Origin of the sequence: Acetobacter indonesiensis (genome assembly GCF_000963945.1) — a bacterium.
Taxonomy (GTDB): Bacteria; Pseudomonadota; Alphaproteobacteria; order Acetobacterales; family Acetobacteraceae; genus Acetobacter; species Acetobacter indonesiensis.
Genome location: NZ_BAMW01000006.1, coordinates 118,979 through 141,348, shown reverse-complemented (window position 1 = coordinate 141,348; position 22,370 = coordinate 118,979). Strand labels below are relative to the sequence as shown.

The window sequence follows — 22,370 nt, the reverse complement described above, 5'->3', positions numbered from 1 at the left end:
AGCCACAAAACGGTCCGCACCACACCATGTGGGCAGCCTTATCCTGTTTTAAAAGCCGCAGGAAATCCGGCCACCAATAAAGCGTGGCTCGCCGGGAATGTAGAAATAGGTCGTCGTGGCCTGCCCTCCACTTTCTGCATACCGGCGGTCAAGGATATTGCGGGCATAGAGCGTTGCTTCCCATTTTCCTGATGCTGGCCGGAATGTCACATGCGCCCCTAGCAGGAAGTAGGGTGGCAAGCGATAAAACCCTGTTCCACCCGGCGTAATGGCCTGACTTCCCCGATACAGCCAGTCCGGCCCAAAATCGAGCGAGTAAGCATGAGCAATCGGCTGCCGCCAGTCTGCTGACCCATTCAATGTCAGTTTGGGTTGCCCATTATCTACCCCGGCAAAGTTATCATTAATGGCTTTCCATACACCATGCTGCGCATAATATGCGTTGGTCTTTGCGCGGTTAACGGTAGGAAAGTTCTGAAAATTACCGCGCTGCCAGCCAATATTTTGCGTCAAGAACAAATGGCTGAACGGATGCGCCTCTATGGTGCCTTCAAACCCCCAGCTTTCAGACTTCGGCGCGTTGGTAATCTCACTCAGTGGCCCGTAATTGGGGATAAGTACAGTGCCAAGGATCTGCTGGTTATGGAAATCATTGTAAAATGCTGCACCGTTGAGACGCAAGCGGTTTGGAAAAGGATCAGCCTTAAAACCGGCTTCATATGTCAACACAGTTTCCGGTTTAAACGGATCAAGCTGGGCCTGAATCTGCGTATTGTTGGCTGTAAAGCCGCCGGGTTTAAACCCTTTGCTCATTTTGTAATACACCAACGCATGCTGCGTCATTTGCCATGACACACCGACCTGCCCGGCAAACTGGTTTGATGCTGTGCTTTCCGCATGGAAATTCTGTGTCGCACCACCAAATATCTGTGATTGCAACCCGGTTATGGAACGGTCATCCAGTTCATGCAGCAGCCCGGCCCAGATGGTCACGCCATGCGGCAGGCGATAGCTTAAATGCCCAAATTCAGAAACGCTTTCCTGATTCATGCCAAAGCTGGTAGCCATCATGTAGCGGCGGGCTGAATAGTCCGTATAATCAAAAAAGAACCGCTGGTTCATGCGGGTACGTTGGTAATAGGCCCCCACAACCCATTGCAGCCTGTCATCCGGATGAGAATTGCTTAGCCGCACTTCCTGCGTAAAACTGTTAGCATCAATGGTGCGATAGGTATCCGCCTGAGACTGCGCCGTACCGTCCTGATCCGTATATTCGCCTTCACGTTCGGTCTCAAAGGCACTGATGGCTGTAAAGGTCACAGGCCCGAAATCATGAACAATGTGAAGATCAGCCCCCCAGAACTGATTATGCTCACTGGGTTTAATCCCTGCTTTACGGCCAATCAGTTTTGCAAATGCTGGACGGGAAGACCATTCAGCCTCTTTCCACGATTGCATATGTGGCAGAGGTTGTGTGCCGATCAGCCTGTGCACTGGCACACTGGTAACAACCTGACTGTTATCCTGCGTGAAATGACCACCCAGCAGAATGGTTGTGTGACTATCCGGCTTCCATTGCAGCTTGCCGCGCAATGCCCAGAGATCAGCATCACCCAGATGATCCCCGTTCAGCGGATTGGTCTGCCAGCCGCCGCCATGACGGGTCTGCCCCGCCAGCCGGAAACTCAGACCTTTGGCTAATGGGCCAGAAACATAGGCTTCGCTGCGACTGCGGGCGTAAGACGCAATATCCTGCGATGCCCCATAGTGCCAGACATCCGTCGGGTTGTTGGTGTGCAGATGCACTTCCCCGCCTGTATCAGACTGGCCATGTTCTGTACCCACTGGGCCGGGAGTGACGGTTGCCCCGGCCAGATCAAACATCTGCCCGTCAGACATGGTGGAATAGGGGTAAGCCACATCATCAATATAGGTCAGAACTGGCCCCATATTGTTCTGGGTAAAGTCATTGAATCCGGCCCCACGCAGATAAAAATTGCTGGATGCCGTGCCGTTAATGCTTTGCATGGTCAGGTTGGGGGCCACCCGTTCCAACCCACGGAGCGTGACAATATCCCGCTCTTTCAAACGCTCGGCCGTAATGCGCGTTGTGGCATCAGGCAGATGCTGTGCGTCAGGGTAGGCAAAATCATGCCGACGGGCACTGACATCCACATCTGTTGCGTGCCGAGACACGACTGGGCCACCCTTACCATGCACACGCTGGGCGGGATGTGCTGCTACGACAGACGAAGAATGACGCGCAGGCAAAACAGTTGTGGCAGAGCCTTTTGCGGGCAAACTTTCTTTGGCGGGGGCCGCCATCAAGCCAGAAGGAACAAATGCCGCTATAGTCAACGCCGTACTAACCACCCACGCGCTACGGAATGATCGTACGCCAACTTTGCCTTTCAGCTTCTGAACCCGGTAAAAAATCTGCCTGCTCCCCCAAGACCTGCCAAGCCGGGAAGCAGATGCCCCGCGCTATGCTTCATCCGCCATCACGATTGGCTGAATAGGCCCCCTATGAAGGGGAACAGACAGACGTTGCAACCCTGAACGGCAGGGTTAAGGCATTTTTCTGCATGAACGTGCGGCACATCACACACTTTCTGCATAAACAGCGTCGAAGGCACTCTCAGACAGGCAGAATGGCTCTGTCTATCAGTATCCGCGCTCTGGATCATACCGGAGTGCTACCGCCTTCCCACTCTCCAAGGCAGTAATAGTCTCGACAACGTAGCGGGCACGCGCCCTGCGGGACGCTTCAGATGCAATGTGGGGGGTTATCAGCAGCCCGGCCTGATCCCACAGCGGCGAAGACGCAGGCAGAGGCTCTGTTGGGAAAACATCCAGCACAGCGCCATGGAGTGTTTCATCCTGCAACGCGCGAAGCAGATCGGCCTCGACAACCAGAGAACCGCGCCCAACATTGATAAAGCCGGAGGGCTTTTTAAGCTGGCTTAAGACCTCATACGTCACAATACCGCGCGTTTGCGGTGTTTCGGGTAAGAGGCAGACCACCATATTACATTCCTGCAAAAAAGCCGGAAGCGCCTCAACTCCGGCATGGCATTCCACTCCAATGCAGTGTTTTGGGGTTCGCGCCCATCCGGAAACCTGAAAGCCTGCGCGGGCAAGACATTGGGCCACAGCCGCGCCAAGATGCCCCAGCCCCATAATCCCGACCCGTGTTTCGGATGCAAGCCGCACAGGCGGCATACCGCGCCTGACCCATTGTCTGTCTTTTTGCGCAACATGCCAGCGGGGGGCTTCTCGCAACAGGGAAAAAACCGCCCACTGGACATAATCCGCCATCTGGGCCGCGGTTTCTTCTCCCCCCATGCGAATAATCGGCACATGGCGTGGCCATGTTGGGTCTGACGTAATGTGGTCGACCCCGGCTGCCGCACTTAAAATCGCTTTTAAATTAGGCATTTGCGCCAAGCGTCCGGCATCTGGTTCCCATACCAGAACATAGTTGACGGCGGGCAGATCAAGGGCTGGGTCATACCAATCCCGCACATCCAGATCCGGCATCAGGGTGGCAAAAAGAGACTTCCACTCCCCAAACGCAGAACGACCGCCAGATTTAACCGCCAGACAGACCATAACGCCCCCGTTTTAATAATGTGAGAAAGCCACAACACTCTTGCATACGGTGCACCCCGAAGACTTATGCCGCACCGCAAATCACACTCATAACTGAAAGGTATCTTGAAAAAGGATGCGCCGCAGGGACACTCACATTCCCGTATTTTGTCCCCCGTTCTGTCTGGCACCCCGAACAGGAAGTGACGGCGTGAACACGCCCTCACCATCGGCAGGGGTAGGCATACGCGCCCGTCCATGCTTTAGCTTATGCACCTAAATACAGGCAGTTGGACGGCACGGGGGTGGTCGTTCTGTGTGTTTTACACCCCCACCATAAAGATTACGGAGAGACATCGACTGATGTTGAAACGGTCTACAAAACTTTCGCGCAGGCTGGCCCTGTTGCTGTCAGCCGGAATTGGTCTGGGCAGCGTTGCTGTCACTGCCCATGCAGAAGATGCTGCACAAACCACCACGCCAGCCGTCCAGCCGGCCTCTTTCGGGGCATGGGGCGTTGACCTTGCTGGGCGCGACACCGCTGAAAAGCCCGGTAACAACTTCTTCAAATACGCTAACGGCACGTATCTGGATCATCTGACCATCCCGTCAGACATGACAAGCTATGGCCCGTTCAATGCTCTGGCTGAACTCTCTCGCCAGCGCGTGCAGACCATTCTGAATGAACTGTCTGCCCACCCGGTCAAGCACCCTGCCAGCATCGAAGAAAAGCTGGGCACGTTCTATGCGTCTTTCATGGATGAAAAATCCGTTGAGAAGCAGGGCACCAAGCCAATGCAGGCTGATCTGGATGCCATTCTGAAAATGAAGGATGCGGCTGCGTTTGCTACGCTGGCTGGGAGTGCCACAACCGGCTTTGCAACATCGCCGTTCTCTCTGGCCATCAACCCCGATGCCAAAGACCCCACCCATTACGCCCTGAATGTTGATCAGGACGGATTGGGGCTGCCAGACCGTGACTATTACCTGAAGCCGGAATTCGCAGCCAAAAAGACTGCATATCAGACCTACATCACTAAGGTTCTGACGCTGATCAAATGGCCCGAACCGGCACAGGCAGCAGCAGCCATTGTCGCGTTTGAAACCAAACTGGCTGAAACGCACTGGGCGCGTGCAGACCTGCGCAACCCGGAAAAAACCTACAACCCCATGACGGTAGCAGACCTTGCCAAGGCAGCACCGGGCTTTGACTGGGTTGGCTGGCTGACGGCTGCGGGCCTGCCCAAGGAAGGGCTTGAAAACCGCACTGTGATTGTGGGCGAACCCTCCGCCATTACAGGCGGCGCTGCCGAACTGGCAAAGGCCGATATTGGCCTGCTTCAGGCATGGGAAGCCTTCCACACGGTAGAAAACGCCACAAGCTATCTGCCTGACGCATTTGTTCAGGCCCGCTTTGAATTCTCCAAGGCTCTGACGGGCCAGCCTGCTCTGCCAGCACGCTGGAAACGCGGCGTTCAGGCGACAAGCTCGGCCATGGGTATGGCGCTGGGCAAGGTTTATGTGGAACGCTACTTTCCCGCAGAAAACCGCACAGCCATGCAGAAGCTGACAAATGATCTGAAAGATGCCTTCCGCATCCGGCTGCAGCACAACACATGGATGAGCAAACCCACACGCGAAGCCGCCCTGCGCAAGCTGGAAAACTTTGAAGTGCAGGTTGGTTACCCCAACGAATGGCGCGACTATTCAGACCTGGCCGTGAAGAAGGGTGATGTCTATGGCAACGCCAAAAACGGCATTGCCTTTGAATGGCATTACTGGGTTGCCCGTCTGGACAAGCCGGTAAACCGCAACGAATGGGATATGACACCCCAGACGGTAAACGCCTACAACAACCCGCTGTTTGATCAGGTTGTGTTCCCGGCCGCCATTCTGCAGCCGCCGTTCTTCAATGCCAAAGCAGATGCCGCCGTCAATTACGGAGCCATTGGCGGTGTTATCGGCCATGAAATGACCCATTCATTTGATGACGAAGGCCGCAAATTTGACGAACATGGCCGCCTGCGTGACTGGTGGACCAAAGCCGATGCCGACCGCTTCCAGAAGCTGGCCGACCGTCTGGGCGCGCAGTACGATGCTTTTGAAGTACTGCCCGGCGTGCATGTAAACGGCAAACTGACCATGGGCGAAAACATTGCCGACCTTGGCGGTCTGACACTGGCGCTTGATGCCTACCATGCGTCCCTGAAGGGTCAGCCCGCCCCGGTCATTGATGGCCTGACGGGTGACCAGCGCGTGTTCCTCGGATGGGCACAGGTCTGGCGCGAAAAGCTGCGTGACGACACCGTCAAGCAGTTGGTGGTGACAGACCCGCATTCCCCACCGCAGGCACGCGTCAATATCCCCATGCATAATATCGATGCATGGTACAAGGCATGGGACGTCAGGGCTGGCGACAAGCTGTACCTGACACCCAAGGAACGGGTTAAAATCTGGTAATAAAACCGGTTTTACAGTCCGGTTCTGCCGGGGCTTCAACGTAAGGGAAGCCCCCACTTCTGGTCCGGAACACGCGCTTTACAGCGCCTTTCATGGCTCGCCTTCGGGCGGGCCATGCTTGCTTTGGCCCTCCTTCGTCGGTTAACCAAGGCAGCCATGCCCCGGCCCCAGTGCAACTAAGGCCGGGTCCGGACCGCTATGTGGTCGCCCCTCAGCCCACGGAAACGAGCCCTGATGACCACCGCGCCACGCCCCCCTCGACACAGCCCCCCGTCAAAAGCTGCCTCGGTCCCTCCAGAAGACCAGAGCTATGCTGCGCAGAGCGTGTCCTCTCAGAATGAAACATCCGCGCCTCTACTGACTGCGGTTTCCACGCCTCGGCGGAAGGTCATGCAGGGAATTGGGGCTGGGGCTGCCGCTTTGTCATGGGGCACGTTGCATCCTCATTCCGCTCGGGCCGAACAGGCGTCCGCCACAGCACAAAATCAGGCACCGCAGACGCCTCGGCCCCCGACACGCTTTTTCACAGCAGCCGAACTGGCGTTTCTGACAGCCGCCTGTGAACGGTTATTTCCGGAAGATGATATGGGGCCGGGAGCAACCGCACTGGGTGTGCCAAATTTTATTGACGGCCAGATGAATACCCCTTGGGGGCGAGGAGAAAAATGGTTCATGGCAGCCCCTCATCGCAGCGGGCCAGCTAATCTGGGCTACCAGCTTCCCTACAGCCCGCAGCAGATTTACCGTAAAGGGATCACGGCTGTGCAGGCATGGGTCATGCAAAACCATCACGCCGCGTTTGAAAACCTGCCTGCCGCCACGCAAGATGCTATCCTGAGTGCGCTGGAACACAACGTCACACAGTTTGACGACCTACCAGCCAGTGCATTTTTTGAACAACTCCGTTCAGACACGATTGAAGGCGCATTTTCTGACCCCATTCATCTGGGCAACCGACACATGGGGGGCTGGAAAATGATGGGCTTCCCCGGCGCACGGGCCGACTACATGGATTGGGTTGACCGTTACGAAACGCCTTATCCATACGGCCCGGTTTCCATTAACGGCGAGACGGCCTGACCCATGGCTGAAAAAACACTTCCTCCGGTTGATGCTGTTGTTGTGGGCGCGGGCTGGGCTGGCAGCATCATGGCCAAAGAACTGTGTGAAGCTGGCCTGTCAGTGGTCATGCTTGAACGCGGCGGCCGACGCTCTACCGCAAAAGACGGCGCTTATCCGTCTTCCATTGATGAACTGGAAGGGGCCACCCGGTACAAGCTGTTCCAGAACCCGGCGCAGACAACAGTAACCGTGCGAAACAGGCTTGATCAGGAAGCCCTGCCCTACCGTCGTTTAGCGGCTTTTCTCCCCGGTGAAGGCGTTGGTGGCGCAGGCCTGCACTGGACGGGTGTGCACTTCCGCGCCATGCCGCAAGACCTCCGCCTACGCAGCCATGTGATAGAGCGCTACGGGCGCAACTTTATACCGGAAGGCATGAACCTTCAGGATTATGGCGTCACCTATGAAGAACTTGAACCCTTCTTTGACCGGGCCGAAAAAGTCTTCGGCACATCCGGGCAGGCCTATACGGTAGGTGGCAAAGTTGTCGGAAAGGGTAACCCGTTCGCGCCTGATCGTTCAGACGATTTTCCGCTACCCCCCTTGCGTGATGTCTATACCGCGCACCTTTTCCGCAAAGCGGCGACAGAGGCCGGGTTTCACCCGTACGCCATGCCCGCGGCCAATGCGTCCCACCCCTATACCAACCCGTATGGGGCGCAGATGGGGCCATGCAATTTCTGCGGCTATTGCTCGGACTATGCCTGCTACATGTATGCCAAGGCATCGCCCAATGTGAATATTCTGCCAGCCTTGAAGCGCCATGCTTCCTTTACGCTACGCAGCAACGCCCACGTGCTAAAAGTTCTGCTTGATTCTACAGGCAAGAAAGCCACTGGCGTGGTCTATCAGGATGCTGAGGGCAATCATATAACTCAGCCTGCCGGGCTGGTTATTCTGGCGGCCTTCCAGTTTCATAATGTGCATCTGATGCTGCTTTCAGGTATTGGCAAAGCCTATGATCCGCACAGCAACACCGGGACGGTCGGGCGCAACTTTACGTATCAGAACATTACCAACACCACAGTGCTGATGCCCCCAACCCGCAGCACGGACCAGTTCATTGGGTCCGCAGGGGGCGTTGCGATAGATGATTTTAATTGCGACAATTTTGACCACGGGCCGCTTGGTTTTATCGGTGGTTCTCCCTTGTGGGTCAATCAGGCGGGTGTCAAACCTATTGCCGGGGCGAAGGGCGCTTTTCCCGGTGGCCCACGCTGGGGCAGCGCTTGGAAAAAGCAGGCGGTTGATACCTATCGCCACAGCTTTACCATCAATGCGCAAGGCTCCAACATGGCCTATCGGGACGTGTATCTGGACCTAGACCCGACATGGACAAATGTGTACGGGCAGCCCCTGCTGCGCATGACGTTTGACTGGAAAGATAACGACATTCGCATGAACCGTTATGTTGTCAGCAAACTTGACGGCGTGGTGAAGGCGCTGGGCGCGCGTGACGTGCATTACGGAATGCGAGACCCGAACACCCCGTTTGATGTGCGTGATTACCAGACAACCCATCTGTGCGGTGGCGCTGTTATGGGGGATGCCCCCAAAACATCTGCCCTGAACCGCTATCTGCAAAGCTGGGATGTACCCAACGTGTTTGTTGTCGGAGCCAATGCCTTTCCGCAAGGGATGGGCTATAACCCGACCGGGTTGGTCGCCGCACTCGCCTACTGGTCCGCACACCATATCCGCACACAGTGGTTAAGGGGCAATGGCGGCCCGTTGGTGACACCATGACACATCGTCAGCCACCTATTCCAAAGAGCGTTAATTCACACAGGAAAAGCGGAATACATTCTTCGCTGGGCGTAATTCATAATCCGCTGAAAACGGTTACGCATGTTCTACTGCCGGCTGTTGCCTTAAGCTTTGCTGCGGGGGGCATTTCTCCTTCATGGGCTCAGAGATTACCTTCACACTCTGACGGCCTATCGGCTTCCGGCACCGCACAGCCTGAAGACCAGTTGACGCCATCCGATGCGGCACCCCCTCCCCTAACACAAGACCATACACCACAAGGGGCCGTCCATATATCGCCGGAAGCCGGTGCAACAAATTCGCTGGGTACATCAGGCAAAGACGCAGGGGGAAATGCTGCGCCACAAACGCAGCAGAAGTGGATCAAACGCGGGCAATATGTTGCTGCGGCCGCAGATTGCGCAGCGTGCCATACCGTCAAAGAAAGTGCTCCTTATGCGGGTGGCTACGCTTTTGAACTGCCGATAGGCACACTTTACGCATCGAATATCACGCCAGACAAAACACATGGAATTGGCGCATGGACCGAAGCCCAGTTCATACGGGCAATACGTGAAGGTATCCGCCCTGATGGAGCCAGCCTTTACCCGGCCATGCCCTATCCATCTTACGCACGCATGACGGAGACAGACCTGCACGCGCTGTATGTATATTTCATGCAGGCTGTAAAACCTGTCGCGCAGCCGGTGCAGGCCAATGATATTCCGTGGCCACTGTCCATGCGGTTTCCGCTGACGGTATGGCGATGGATGTTTGCTCCCTCACCACAGAACGCACGTCAGGCAACGCAACGACCATTTGCAGACGCACAACTGGCACGCGGCGCTTATCTGGTTGAAGGGCCGGGACATTGTGGAGCCTGCCACACTGAACGCGGCATCGCCATGCAGGAAAAAGCCCTGACGGCAGAAAATGGCGCGGCCTATCTGGCTGGCGGCAAAGCGGTCGATGGCTGGACGCCACCTTCCCTCCGCGCTGAACCGTTGACCGGGCTGGGCGCATGGAGTGTGGCTGACATTACCACTTTCCTGAAAACGGGCCGTAACCAGCGGGGAAGTGCTTTTGGTAATATGGATAGCGCCGTACATCACGGCACACAGTATCTGACCGAAGCGGACCTGACCGCCATGGCCCGCTATCTGAAAAGCCTGCCTGCGGCACAGCCGCACCAAGCCACCTGGCAGCCCGATGCAGCGGCAACCAAAGCCCTTCGTTCTGGCGGGCCGCTGACACAGGGGCAACGTCTTTATCTGGATAATTGTGCCGCCTGCCATCGGTCTAACGGCGCAGGTTATCCCAGTGTCTTTCCACCGTTGGCCAATAACCCGGTTGTTGTGAACCCGGCTACGGATTCGGTCATTCACATCATTCTGGAAGGTTCAACCGTGCATGGGACGCAGGATGCCCCGTCTGCCTTCACCATGCCCGGCTTTGCCGGCCGCCTGACTGATGAACAGATTGCCAGCGTTGCAAGCTTTATCCGCCATGCGTGGGGCAATCAGGCTTCGGTTGTCACGGATGTGGACGTACGGCATATGCGGGCACGTCTTAGCCCTGCCAAAACCCAGACGGCCCCGCCCTCGCCAGCGTTACCACCGGAAAAACAAGCTCCTCTGCCTACACCTCATGTCAGGCCGGAAAGCGAAAACGGGGCTGAACCACCGGCGGCGCAGAGCCCTCAACAGGCTCCGTCCCCGCATGTGGGCACGTCAGAAACGACACATTCCGGCCCAACCGGACCGGAATAGAAAGTTCAGACTGGAATCAATGCGCAAGCAATGGCACACTCAGCCAAATAACTGGCCCAAGCGTTGCCCGATAGGGGCGGAGGAGAGAACGGGCACTTCATGAAGGCTATGCTCAGTCGCTCTTCACGCAGACCGGACGCGCAGGAACCACGGCTGGTTCCGCCTGCCCCCATAGGGACGTCCGCTGCGCTATCAGCACACTCTTCTTCATTGTCGTCTGATGAGCGGGAGAGCCTGAAACCCTCAGCCACGCCCGTTGGTCGTCCTGCCAATTATAAACGGGTCAAAGGCACAGCGACCCCCCTTATCCGCAAGGAAGTTTATGCAGAGCCGACGCTGGGGCCTGTTCTCACCGGGTCGCTCTTCGCGCATTTTGCGCTGTTGACGGCCCTGTTGTGGCAGGCAGCCCACCATCAGCAACATGGCACGCCTGATGGCGCACAGCCATCACCTGTTGAAATGGTCTTTGCACAGCCACAAGCCACCAGCGGGATGGTTGGCCCTCAGTCACCTGATTCCGGTGCAGGCAATTCAGGCAAAAACCCCAGCACAGCCGGACAAGCGGAGCCTACCCCGGCAGATGCAGCCCCCGGCCCAGCTGTTCCGTCTGAAGACACGCCAACCGCACCTGAACTGCCAAAATCAGATGACGGGCTCCCCAAGCCGACGCCTGAAGAACATAAGACCGTCAAACCGGCCCATCCGCCTTCTGGCCATAAGCCGCAGGCCGCCGCCAAACCGCGCCCTGTGCCTCGCCCCAAATCGCCCACCAACGCCAACCGGCACGCGGCGTCACCGTTTGATAATCCGATGGACCTGTCATTCAACGAAGCCCCGGCCCCCCGCCGACACAGGCACGGCAGACCGGGTGGTTCTGGTGGCCCGATTGATCTGTCCGTTGGGCCGGTTGTCGAAAACGGGGCTATCAACGCGCATTATACTTCCCGCGCGTCCGTACGTGGCGTGAGTGATGATTACGGGCAGGAAATCAACGCCTGGATCATGCGCCATATGTACTACCCTGAAGAAGCCGCCCGAAATGGTGAAGAAGGCGCATCATCAGTGCATGTGGTGCTGGACCGCACGGGGCGGGTGAAATCCGTTTACCAGACAGGGTCTGCCGGGTCGTATTATCTGGATGCCGCAACATCCGGGATGTTCCACGGTGCGCAACTGCCGCCTGTGCCGCCCGATATGAAGGGCAACCACTTCGATATTGACCTGACAATCAATTATATCCTGATCCGCCACTAAATCTGGCGGATCAGGTCTTTCGTTCGCGTCTATTTAAAAGGCTTACTTTGATTTACCGCGATAACGTAACGCGTATGCCCAACAGAGAAGCGGTGGGCAAAAAGCTGACCAACGAAACGCCATACCTTTCAAGCAGAGACTGCCCCCAAACCACCTTTTTTCAGAGCAGTGGTAAACGTGCTCCAATCTTTATGAGTTTGGGCCGCATAAGCGGTTGAAAAATCCGCTATCCCATCAGCAAACGCGCTTCCTTTGCCGATATATCCTGCAATAGCCGCAACATCGCCTGACCGCGCATGAGCACGCGCCAACACCCGACCACATAGCCGGGCATAATCTGCAAGCCCTTCCTGCGCGAAGTCAGCCCCGATGGCCGCGAGCCGTTGATCTTTCACGCGCCGCACATAGAACTGCCGATCTGTGCCACTTAAATCAGCCACACTTACTTTGGGCGTAGAAGATGCCTCATGCGAAAGGGACGCTTGGGCCGTAGTTGCCGCAGATGCCCCAACATCAGGCGATACACCGGATGCCGCAGTGCCATCGCTATGCGTCCAGCCCAGAAAAGCATCTGAAACAGCCTGCATCATACGTTGGCCAGTCACCACGCGTTCACCCTGATTGATGTAATGCGGCGCAGCAGGCACAAAAGGAGCCAGAACAGATGTCTGGGCTTCCTTAATCTGCAACAGCAGAACGTCCCCATCGGGCGTGGCAAACAGCCCAATGGCACAGAAAGTCCCGACGCTGCCCACCCCCACAACTTTGAAAATTACATCCCGCAGACGATACCGGTTCAGCAACGCCAGCCGTTCAGCCGGTTGGGTCTCACAATATCGGGCAAAAGCATGCCGAATGGCGTCTTCCTGTGCGGGCAAACGGACAACCAGAGGGGGGTGTTCGCGCAGGCTGGGGGCTTCGATATCATCCGCCACCAGACCAAAATGTTTACTGGCACTATCCAGTCTTTTGGCTAAGGCGGCCTCAATCCGCGCCCGCACTTTCTTGTCCCCAAAATGGGCAATCGCGTCCATCAGATCGACCCGGTCAAGCCACACCTGCAACGGTGTCAGGGCGGCAAGCCGCGTCATCTGGCTGCCATATGTCAGGGCCATTTCTTCAGCCAGAGCACGGGTCGCCTTGGCAGAAAGCCCTGTTTCTTCCCCCGCCAGCACCAGTGACGTCCCCAGACGTTTGACGTCCCATTCAAATGGGGCGCGGTACGTTTCATCAAAATCATTAATATCAAAAACAGGCAGCCCTTCCGGCGAGGCATAACTGCCAAAGTTCGCCAGATGACAATCACCACAGGCCTGCACAGTCAGCCCTGTTGTTGGTGTGTGCGCCAGATCGGCAGCCATGACAGCGGCTGCACCGCGTAAAAACGCAAAAGGCGAAGCCTTCATGCGTTCGTAGCGCACTGGCAACAGACTGGCGATGCGATGCTGCCCCTGCTCCACCAAAATGGAAACCGGATCAACCCGATTGGTGGGCACCGTCCAATCCGCCTGCATCGCCCGACGCACACTGCGCCGTAGATCTGCACCTTTGGCGTAGCGTTCGGCCCTAGTCAGAAAGTGCGGGTCACGTGTGGGTGCGGGGGTAGCCCCTACGGGCTGCACGGTAGGATGCGTTGTCATAAGCGCCAGTATGCGCGTGAATGCCGCATTTGTCAGTCATGACACTGCGCACACGCCATGCATCTGGTGCGTTACTCCCCGATTAAAGAGCAGGCCCTGTTCTCAGCGCCGCTTTCAGATTTTCCATCCGGCTTGCCCCTTCACGGTAGTTCAGGGCTTTTTCAACATGACGCAGATGCTCATCCATCAGACGGGCGGCCTCGGTTGCATCATTCGCTTCAAGGGCATCAATAATCTGGCTGTGTTCGGCACAGGATTCATGCGCATCATGTGTGGACTGATAAAGCGCAGCAATCAGCACGGTACGGGTTGTCAGATCCTGAAGGATGGAGCCCAGAACAGGGTTGCCAATCGTCTCGGCCAGACACACATGAAAATGCCCTAACAGATAACTCCGCCTTGCCCTGTCATCTTCTGCAAGCGCCTGTTCTTCCGCCTGAACATGCTGACGTAAAATCGCGATTTTCTCGGGCGTCACTTTGTCCAAGGTCGCGATCATACCGACCTCAAGCGCACGGCGCGCGTTGATGGTATCACGCGCTTCTTCAACGGTCGGTTCGATCACAAACCAGCCCCGGCGCGACATGACTTCTACAATGCCGCGCGCCTGTAGCCTGATCATCGCCTCACGCACCAAAGTGCGTGACACATTGAAAATCTCTGACAGTTCCTTTTCACCCAGCCGTTCACCGGGGGCAATATAGCCAGACAGAGCCGCATAGATGATGCGGTCTTCAATCACATTCGGCTGATGCTGTGAAACGGGTTCTAACGACTTGGTCATGCCGATTTATGGACCGCTTTCTTCATGCAAGACAAGCCTGATACCGTGCTTTTATAAGAGCATCCCCTAAAAAATTATAGCAGCATACCGTACGGCTATCGTTAATTTTTCCTGTGTTATGAACCAGTTAGAAATCGTGGACTGACTGGAAGGATACAGAAGGGCTGTCACGTATTACCTTGTTGCGGAAACAGATCATTTTTTCCTTGTATGCAAGAAATAATTTCAGTTATGTTACGTTTTATAAGGTTCTTGTATGCAAGGCGTTCCCATGACCAAGACTGACATACTCCCCATGTTGCGCCACACCGTCAGTGGTCGTCGTCTGCCAGTTGTCCGCCCGCAATGAGATCTGTCCTGTCACCACGTTCTCTGTTCATGCAGATTGTGCTCATGACGCTTCTGGGCATTATGGCAGGCGTTTTCGTGCCTCACGCGTCTGAACACTTCAAGATTCTAAGCGATATTTTTCTTAAACTGATTTCCATGATTGTCGCACCTTTGGTGTTTTGCGTCATTGTGCAGGGCATGCAGGGGGCAGGCAACATCCGCACAGTGGGGCGGCTGGGGGCCAAAGCACTTCTGTATTTTGAAATCATGACATCGGTTGCGCTGGGGTTCGGGTTGCTGGCTGCCGTTATAGTGCATCCCGGCACCGGCCTTGCCCTGCCCCCGCAGGAAAGTGCGCAGGCAACACAGGTTTTTCACCAACAAGCCTCCTCCCTCAAAACTGGAGGGGTAGAGGCCTTTATCCTGCACCTCATCCCCAAAAACCCAATGGATGCGTTTGCCCATAATGACGTAATGCAGGTTCTGGTCTTTGCCCTTATTTTCGGGTGTGCCTTGCTGCTGGCTGGCGAGCAGGCTGCCCCGGTTTCTCGCCTGATAGATGGATTAAGCACTGTATTTTTCCGTGTCATGGGCATTATTGTACGGTTTGCACCGTTGGGCGTATTTGGCGGCATCAGCTACACCATTAGCCATTACGGCATTGGGTCTATTGAACCGCTGCTGCGCTTCCTGTTCGTCTATTTTCTGGCTGTCATTCTGTTTGTTTTTGTTATTCTAGGTGGCCTGTTACGCTGGTACTGCAAAATCAACATCATCACGCTGCTGCTTTATCTGCGTGAAGAAATGAGCATTGTGCTGGCCACAACATCATCCGACGCCGTGCTTCCCCAGATTATGCAAAAACTGATTGATATGGGGGTCGGGCGCAAAACCGTGGGGATTGTGATCCCGGCAGGTTACTCCTTCAATCTGGATGCGCTTTCCATTTATCTTGGTCTGTCCATCGTGTTTTTAGCGCAGGTCGCGCATGTCAGCCTAAGCTGGCCGCAACTGCTGCTGGTTATCGGCATGGCTCTTCTGACGTCTAAGGGGGCACATGGGGTACCCGGGGTCGCCATTGTTATTCTTGCGGCAACCCTGTCTCTTGTTCCCGATATTCCGACTGTGGGGCTTGTGCTTCTTGTTTCTGTTGACTGGTTTGTCGGCATTGCCCGCGCTTTTGGCAATATTGTCGGAAACTGTGCCGCGGCAGTCGTGGTGGCAACATGGGAAAAAGACATCAACCAGACACAGGTTCTCGCAACGCTTTCAAACGTCACAACAAAAACTGCCCGCACAAATAACGCACCTGAAATCCTGACTAGACCAATCCAAGACGAAACCGCGGGTGAATAACATGTAGCCCCGCCGTTTAACCCACACTCTCCTCCATACCTTCCCTTTCTCCCCGAGGTTTACGATGTCCTTTCGTGCGCCAACGCCCAAGCTATGCCTGAAACTTGTCCTATCCTGTTCCTGCCTGATCAGCGCACCTGTGTTTGACAGTCTGGCCGCAACGGCCCCGGCGCACTCCTCTGCATCACATCATGCGCCTTCGCATTCTAAAAAGGCTGCTGTTCAAGGTGTGAAAAAAACAAGCCGTTCGCGGCGCAGCACCGGGCCACTGACATCCTCTCAGGGGGAGGATGTGCAGGTTAGCATCCGGCGTGATCCCTTTCGCAACCAGCAACATATGCCAGATTCCGCAACGCGCCTGACCGGTAAGGATCTTCAGGAAAAAAATGTGCGGCAGATGACAGATCTGATCCGTGTTGCACCCAGCCTGACGGTGCAGCCATCCAATGGCTCCGCCGGGTTAAACTTCGCGCTGCGTGGGGTGGGCATGGCCGACCTGACGCAAAACAACCTCCCCTCCGTCATGCCGTATGTTGATGACGTTGCAATGCCTGTCAGCATCATGACAACCGGCATCCTGTTTGACATGGATAGTGTCACTGTCAGCCCCGGCCAGTCCGGGTTGAGCCATGGACAGGTGACCACAGGTGGCGAAATCAACTTCCGCACAGCCGACCCCACACGCACATTCCATGCCGGGCTGACGGAAGATATTGCCAGCTATGGCCGCAACCGTGTTGAAGGCTATATTTCCGGCCCCATTGGCAAATCCTTATCCTACCGTCTTTCCGGGCAATCCCTGACAGGCGGGGGTTTTCAGCACAACAGTCAGGGCAAAGGTTTTGGCAACGCGGATCTGGGCGCTTTACGCGGCAAACTGCGTTGGCAGATTGACGACACAACCCGGCTGGATATTGGTGGCCACTGGACAACAGATCAATCTGACGCACCTGCCGGTGCGATCATGACAAACAGCTACGGTATTGCGAACAACAGAAACGATATCATGGCAACCAACTGGGGCCTAAGCCAACAGTTTGCCGATGCGATTGGTCTTAACGCCAAAAACCAGAAACCACGGGAAGACAACCTGTTCTGGGGCGCGAATGTGCGTTTCACAAAAGATTTTTCATGGGCCAGACTGACCAGCGTCAGCGCCTATGAAATGATTGACGAACATGAACTGTCGAACCAGACCAACACCGTTGGTGCGTATGGCAATATGTATCGTAACAATCAGACAAACTTCTTTTCTCAGGAAGTCAAACTCGGCTCCAATAATGCTTCTGACCGTTTGCAATGGACTGTGGGCCTTTATTACAATCGGGGGCGCACCAACTCCAATTTCTGGTACGACATGTCAGACCGCTATGCCGCTACCGACAAAGGCAAATATTTCTACGAAACAGCTTATGGGCAGAATCAGCAAACCTTTAACCAGTATGCGCATCTTTCTTACCGCCTGATTAAGGGATTGCGGATTATCGGGGCCATAAGCCACGAATCAGATGACCGGCAACTGATCAATCTGGTGGGGACAACCTATAGCGGTGCCCAGCCCACAACCTCCAAATTTTTTGGCTCCAGCGGTGCTCTTGGTAATCAGTTTTCTGGTCGTGTCGGGCTTGAATATCAGGTTACCCCCAACATCCTGACCTATGTTGACTTCCGCCGGGGATTCAAACCGGGCGGTTTCTCGGCCAACATGACCAGCGTGTCAGACCAGTTGAAGCCCTTCAAACCAGAACAGGTTCTGACATATGAAGGCGGCTTCAAAACATCTTTCCTGCACGATAAAATCCGCTTTAATGCCGCCGGTTATTATTATGACTATCGTGACCAGCAATTACTGGGCAGCATTGTTGTGCCGCTTTACGGTGTGCAGGGAGCCTACGTCAACGCGCCACGCTCCTCCATTTATGGAGCAGAATTCAACGCTCTTATCCGGCCGTTTCGTGGTCTGACACTCAGCCAGAATTTCGGCTACCAGCATGGTGTTTACAACCAGTTTCAGGGAGTTGACCGTTCAGCCACCACGGCCAATTACAACCGCACCGGGCAATGGACGGCCTTTTACACAAACTATAACGGCGTTGATATGGGGCTGGCGAACCTGACACTCAGCGGTTCTGCCATGTATACATGGAGCGTGTTCCGCAACTATCAGATGACCTTTGATGTTGATTACAGCTATCGCGGTGCACAAACGCAACCCCAGTATATTGGGCTGGGCGGCTATTATCGCGCGCCGGCCTATTTTCTGGTCAACAGCTTCCTGACCTTTGCGGCACCCAAACAATATTGGTCTGTTACCGTCTATGGGCAAAATCTGGCAGACCGTCGTTACTGGTTGTCGGGTGGCACCCAATCGACCTTCTATTCCGTCATTCCGGGCAACCCACGCTTTGTCGGAGCAAAAATCAATTTCACATACTGATTGAGCTGAAAATTGGTAAAAAACCTATACTAGACCGTTCTTTTATGGGACGGCCTAGTATAGAAAAAATGCCTTGTTCCAAAGAAATTGCCTCACCTTCGCGTCTTTAATATCAAGACAGCACAGGAGCTTACACACTTTCCTGCCAGAATTTGTAAACCGCTTCTGGCAGATAAAGCTGACCACTGGCCCGTGTGCAGGCGACGTATAACAGATTGATTTCCTGATCACATTCCTCCATCCGCCGCGTAAATTTTTCTTTCTGACGGGCGAGCGTTTTTTCGGGCTGGCCGTCCTGCTCATTCAGCTTCAGAAGTCTGGCCAAGGCCCGTTCCCGTCTTACCGCCCATTCAGCCGGGGATTGAAAATCATCCAGCATAATCACAGTTTCGAATTCGCGCCCTTTGGCCTTGTGGGCCGTTGAACAGACAAGGCTAACGTCTTCCGGGTTTTCCCGATGCAGGGCCTGAATGGCCTTTATTTTTCCGTCCAGATCATGGCTGTGCTTATCAACAATCGTGAATAACCGCTTGGCCGTTGGGTCAGCATTTTCACCATCTTTGGCGGCCAGCAGTTCTTTCCATGACCCAAAGGGCAAAGCTCCCTCAACCCCTTTGGCTACGGGGTTGGTATGTCGCCTGAACAGTGTCAGTGCCGCCCGGATTTCGTGCATCATATCCTGCACGCCCCCCAAAACATGGAAAGGTGTCTGAATATTGACCAGACTTTCAAACAGTCGTGCATTGGTGCGGGCTAGAACCAGTGTATTGCTGGTGGGTCGTATTTTCCCATTATAAAGCCGAATGAGACTGTTTCTGGCAGGGTTACCATGCAGCCTATGCCGTGCCGGTTTGGAGTGTTGCGCCAACGTGGCGTTTGAAAGACGGGCTATGTCCTCACCAAATCGCCAGCTTTGCGTTAGCGGCAATTCCTGCACTTTCAGGGCCGCCATGGCATCCATTGCCCCCCGGAACGCATAAATGGACTGGTGCGGGTCCCCCACGGCAACGACAGGCAGCCCCGATTTTTCCAGAATGGAAAATAGCACAGGGTTAAGATCCTGTGCTTCATCCACCATGATGTAATCATACCCCGCAATTTTACGGTCCAATTCAAACCGTTTCAGGTAAACATCATGCGTTATGGGAAAACTGTTTTTTTCAAAGCGAATAATGTATTTAAACGCCGCAGCGACAAAGGTGCGAATAGCCCTGTTACGCTTGGCATCTTTTTCCGGGCAATGGGCCTGTGTCAGCTTTGACCCTGCGCTAATCAGAAACGCCGTCAGTGTTTTTAACGCGACCTCTGCACAGCCCGATGGCACTGACACGCCCAGTTCTTTTTCCAGCTCCCTGATATGCCGCAGAGTGTAACGGGGGATTAACCGCTCGCGCTCCAATGCGCGGATATTCAGATCTTGATACGCGTAACTATGGGCAGTTCGTGCTTCTATCTGGCGTGGAAAACGACCACGTGCCTCGCGGGCAATGGCCGTGTTAAAGGCCAGATACAGGCCTTTATGTCGGCTCCACGTTTCACTGAACAGTACAAGCGTTGTTGTTTTACCGCACCCTGCACCTGCCACAACCTTGAAACTGTCGGTTGGTTTTTTACCCAGAATTGCCAACTGCTCAGGCGTACAGGCGCTCATTCATCCTACTCATCTCTGTTGCAAACTCGGGCGCGTTGTAACCCAGATTGCAGCAAACAGATACGGTCGCAGGCCCAAACATGCGCACAGGGCTTGCGCGGACTTCTCTCGTAGGTCTTACTGGTCTGTAATAGAGAAAGCCAACAGCACCATAAGGAGCAGAATGGTTCACACAGACATGACCGCCCTGCGTGATGCCGCAGGCACCAATTTCAAAGCTTTTACCGTCGCTGAAGAGGCTGTTGCGCATCTGTGCACACTTTATAAAAACAGCACCCACCGTCTGCACACCGCCTTCGCGGCACGGCAGGGCTGCCCCCCGCATGAAGCCACCTATCCGTGCCTGGCGCTTGAACTTCCGCCCGGCACCCCCATACAGGGGAGGCCGCCCTTTGATGTCATGCTGGAACCCGGTTTCTACTGTTCCACCATTACACGGCCCGCGTTGTTTCGTGACTACCTGCGGGAACAGATTGCCCTGCTGCTGCACCATTATGGCCAGCCAGTGCTGGTGGGGTGCTCCCATCGCCCTATTCCGTTGCCCTACGTTATGGAAGAAGCCGTCACAGGGCTGACAGAAGCTGACTTGCGGCTGTTGCAGGAACAGTTTGTACTGCCTGATCTTCATTCAACGGATGACAGTATCGCCAACTGCGAGACCCTGCCTGACCCTAACCGCTCACGCCCTTTGGCCCTGTTTACGGCCGAGCGAACGGATTACTCTCTGGCGCGCCTGCACCATTACACAGGCACAAAACCCCGCCACTTTCAGCGCTTTATTCTGCTGACCAACTACCAGCGGTATGTTGACACCTTCCGCGATTATGCCCGCGCGCAGGTTGATAACCCTGAAAGCCCCTACACCGCTTACGTAGAACCCGGCGAACAGATTTATACCGGCCCAGAAAGTGCCGAGGCCTTTTCTCCCCTGACCAGCTTGCCGCAGATGCCCGCCTACCATCTGTGCCGCCCGGATGGAGACGGTATTACACTCGTCAATATCGGGGTTGGACCATCAAACGCCAAAACCATTACCGACCATCTGGCCGTGCTGCGTCCCCATTGCTGGATTATGGTGGGGCATTGCGCGGGTCTTCGCCGATCGCAGATTTTGGGCGACTATGTTCTGGCACATGGGTATGTGCGTGATGATCATGTTCTGGATGACGACCTGCCCCCCTGGGTGCCCGTCCCCCCGATTGCGGAAGTGCAGGTCGCCATGCAGGAAGCAACGGCGCGGATTACCGGACTACACGAATCGGAAATCAAGACACGCCTGCGCACCGGCACTGTCATGACAACGGATAACCGCAACTGGGAACTACGACTGCGCCAGTTGTTTACTCAGATTAACATGAGCCGAGCCATAGCGGTTGATATGGAATCTGCCACAATTGCGGCCAATGGCTTCCGTTTCCGTGTGCCTTACGGCACGTTGCTGTGTGTCTCTGACAAACCACTTCACGGAGAACTGAAGCTACGCGGCATGGCAAATGCCTTTTATCGTGAGAGAGTAAGCCAGCACCTGATGGTAGGGATTGAAACCATGCATATGCTGCGCGAAGAAGGGGTGGGCCGCCTGCATTCCCGCAAGTTGCGTGGGTTTGATGAACCTCCCTTCCGGTAACGGACCATACCAACAAACTGCCTAACGAGCCTGGAAAGGGCCAGATCAGTATGCCGAAATCAGATACCGCCACCATTCCTGAAGGCGTGCCCACCATCCGTGTTGTCGCCATGCCAACCGACACCAACCCGGCAGGGGACGTCTTTGGCGGCTGGATTATCTCCCAGATGGATCTTGCAGCTGGCACCACGGCAGCCTTCCGCGCCAATGGCCGCGCCGCCACAGTAGCCATCAACGGACTGGTGTTTCTGGAGCCGGTTGCCGTGGGGGATGAAGTCAGCATTTACACGGAAATTACCCGTGAAGGCCGTACGTCCATGACCATTCATGTGCAGACCTGGCGGCGTGCCCGCCATACGCACCTGACCTCTAAAGTGACTGAAGGCGACTTCACCTTCGTGGCTCTGGACGCAAACCGTCGCCCACGCGCCCTGCCAGAAATCAAACCGGGCGATGCTCCGGTTAATCCACAAATCTGATCAGCGCCCCTGCCTGTGCCATACTCTGCGCTGCAATGATGTCACAGGCAGTCTTCTATGGGGAGCCAGCAGCACCGGCACCAATTCTGGTTCCCAAAAATACGCATCAGTGGCGTTATAACGGATA

The 22,370-nt window shown here is 55.3% G+C and carries 14 protein-coding genes; 9 read left to right on the top strand and 5 right to left on the bottom strand.

From position 1 onward, the window contains the following. Positions 1 to 48: 48 nt before the first annotated feature. Both Abin_RS01920 and Abin_RS01915 read right to left on the bottom strand, forming a co-directional pair. Positions 49 to 2,325 carry a TonB-dependent receptor gene (locus tag Abin_RS01920; RefSeq protein WP_255319248.1) on the bottom strand — a complete coding sequence of 759 codons (2,277 nt, stop codon included), beginning with the start codon at positions 2,323 to 2,325 and terminating at the stop codon, positions 49 to 51. Between the two features lie 339 nt (positions 2,326 to 2,664). Further along, entirely contained in the window at positions 2,665 to 3,612 is a 948-nt protein-coding gene (locus tag Abin_RS01915) for a 2-hydroxyacid dehydrogenase (protein WP_048844656.1), read from the bottom strand. Positions 3,613 to 3,954: 342 nt separating this feature from the next. On the opposite strand from Abin_RS01915, the gene Abin_RS01910 reads away from it, so the two are divergent. The 5 genes from Abin_RS01910 to Abin_RS01890 all read left to right on the top strand — a co-directional run bounded on the left by Abin_RS01910 (position 3,955) and on the right by Abin_RS01890 (position 11,939). After that, entirely contained in the window at positions 3,955 to 6,051 is a 2,097-nt protein-coding gene (locus Abin_RS01910; protein WP_048844655.1) for a M13 family metallopeptidase, read from the top strand. Between the two features lie 234 nt (positions 6,052 to 6,285). Beyond that, the gene (locus tag Abin_RS01905) at positions 6,286 to 7,131 is read left to right on the top strand and encodes a gluconate 2-dehydrogenase subunit 3 family protein (protein ID WP_255319236.1); all 846 of its coding nucleotides are present in this window, start codon (positions 6,286 to 6,288) and stop codon (positions 7,129 to 7,131) included. A gap of 3 nt (positions 7,132 to 7,134) precedes the next feature. After that, positions 7,135 to 8,916, top strand: coding sequence for a GMC family oxidoreductase (locus Abin_RS01900; RefSeq protein ID WP_048844654.1), 1,782 nt, complete (start codon positions 7,135 to 7,137; stop codon positions 8,914 to 8,916). Continuing rightward, positions 8,913 to 10,685, top strand: a complete 1,773-nt coding sequence (locus tag Abin_RS01895; protein ID WP_084593395.1) for a c-type cytochrome — start codon at positions 8,913 to 8,915, stop codon at positions 10,683 to 10,685. Before Abin_RS01900 ends, Abin_RS01895 begins: the two co-directional genes overlap by 4 nt. Before the next feature lie 99 nt (positions 10,686 to 10,784). Further along, positions 10,785 to 11,939 (top strand): energy transducer TonB, encoded by a 1,155-nt coding sequence (locus Abin_RS01890; protein WP_048844653.1) that lies wholly within the window; start codon positions 10,785 to 10,787, stop codon positions 11,937 to 11,939. Between the two features lie 128 nt (positions 11,940 to 12,067). Here Abin_RS01890 and Abin_RS01885 read toward each other — a convergent pair whose 3' ends face one another. Continuing rightward, complete coding sequence (locus tag Abin_RS01885) at positions 12,068 to 13,579, bottom strand: DUF2252 domain-containing protein (protein WP_084593394.1); 1,512 nt, start codon at positions 13,577 to 13,579, stop codon at positions 12,068 to 12,070. 82 nt (positions 13,580 to 13,661) lie between these two features. After that, positions 13,662 to 14,363 (bottom strand): GntR family transcriptional regulator, encoded by a 702-nt coding sequence (locus Abin_RS01880; RefSeq protein ID WP_048844652.1) that lies wholly within the window; start codon positions 14,361 to 14,363, stop codon positions 13,662 to 13,664. A gap of 345 nt (positions 14,364 to 14,708) precedes the next feature. Between Abin_RS01880 and Abin_RS01875 the strand changes: the two genes are divergently transcribed. Together Abin_RS01875 and Abin_RS01870 are read left to right on the top strand one after the other, a co-directional pair. Beyond that, the gene (locus Abin_RS01875) at positions 14,709 to 16,049 is read left to right on the top strand and encodes a cation:dicarboxylate symporter family transporter (RefSeq protein ID WP_048844651.1); all 1,341 of its coding nucleotides are present in this window, start codon (positions 14,709 to 14,711) and stop codon (positions 16,047 to 16,049) included. 64 nt (positions 16,050 to 16,113) lie between these two features. Beyond that, the gene (locus tag Abin_RS01870) at positions 16,114 to 18,486 is read left to right on the top strand and encodes a TonB-dependent receptor (RefSeq protein ID WP_048844650.1); all 2,373 of its coding nucleotides are present in this window, start codon (positions 16,114 to 16,116) and stop codon (positions 18,484 to 18,486) included. A 130-nt stretch (positions 18,487 to 18,616) separates the two neighbouring features. Here the strand turns inward: Abin_RS01870 and Abin_RS01865 are convergent, their stop codons facing one another. Continuing rightward, positions 18,617 to 20,137 (bottom strand): UvrD-helicase domain-containing protein, encoded by a 1,521-nt coding sequence (locus Abin_RS01865; RefSeq protein ID WP_048844649.1) that lies wholly within the window; start codon positions 20,135 to 20,137, stop codon positions 18,617 to 18,619. Between the two features lie 163 nt (positions 20,138 to 20,300). Here Abin_RS01865 and Abin_RS01860 point away from each other — a divergent pair, with 163 nt between their 5' ends. Next, positions 20,301 to 21,764 carry an AMP nucleosidase gene (locus Abin_RS01860; RefSeq protein ID WP_084593393.1) on the top strand — a complete coding sequence of 488 codons (1,464 nt, stop codon included), beginning with the start codon at positions 20,301 to 20,303 and terminating at the stop codon, positions 21,762 to 21,764. A 50-nt stretch (positions 21,765 to 21,814) separates the two neighbouring features. Continuing rightward, on the top strand, positions 21,815 to 22,243 hold the full coding sequence (locus tag Abin_RS01855; protein WP_048844648.1) for an acyl-CoA thioesterase: 429 nt from the start codon (positions 21,815 to 21,817) through the stop codon (positions 22,241 to 22,243). Positions 22,244 to 22,370: the final 127 nt, after the last annotated feature.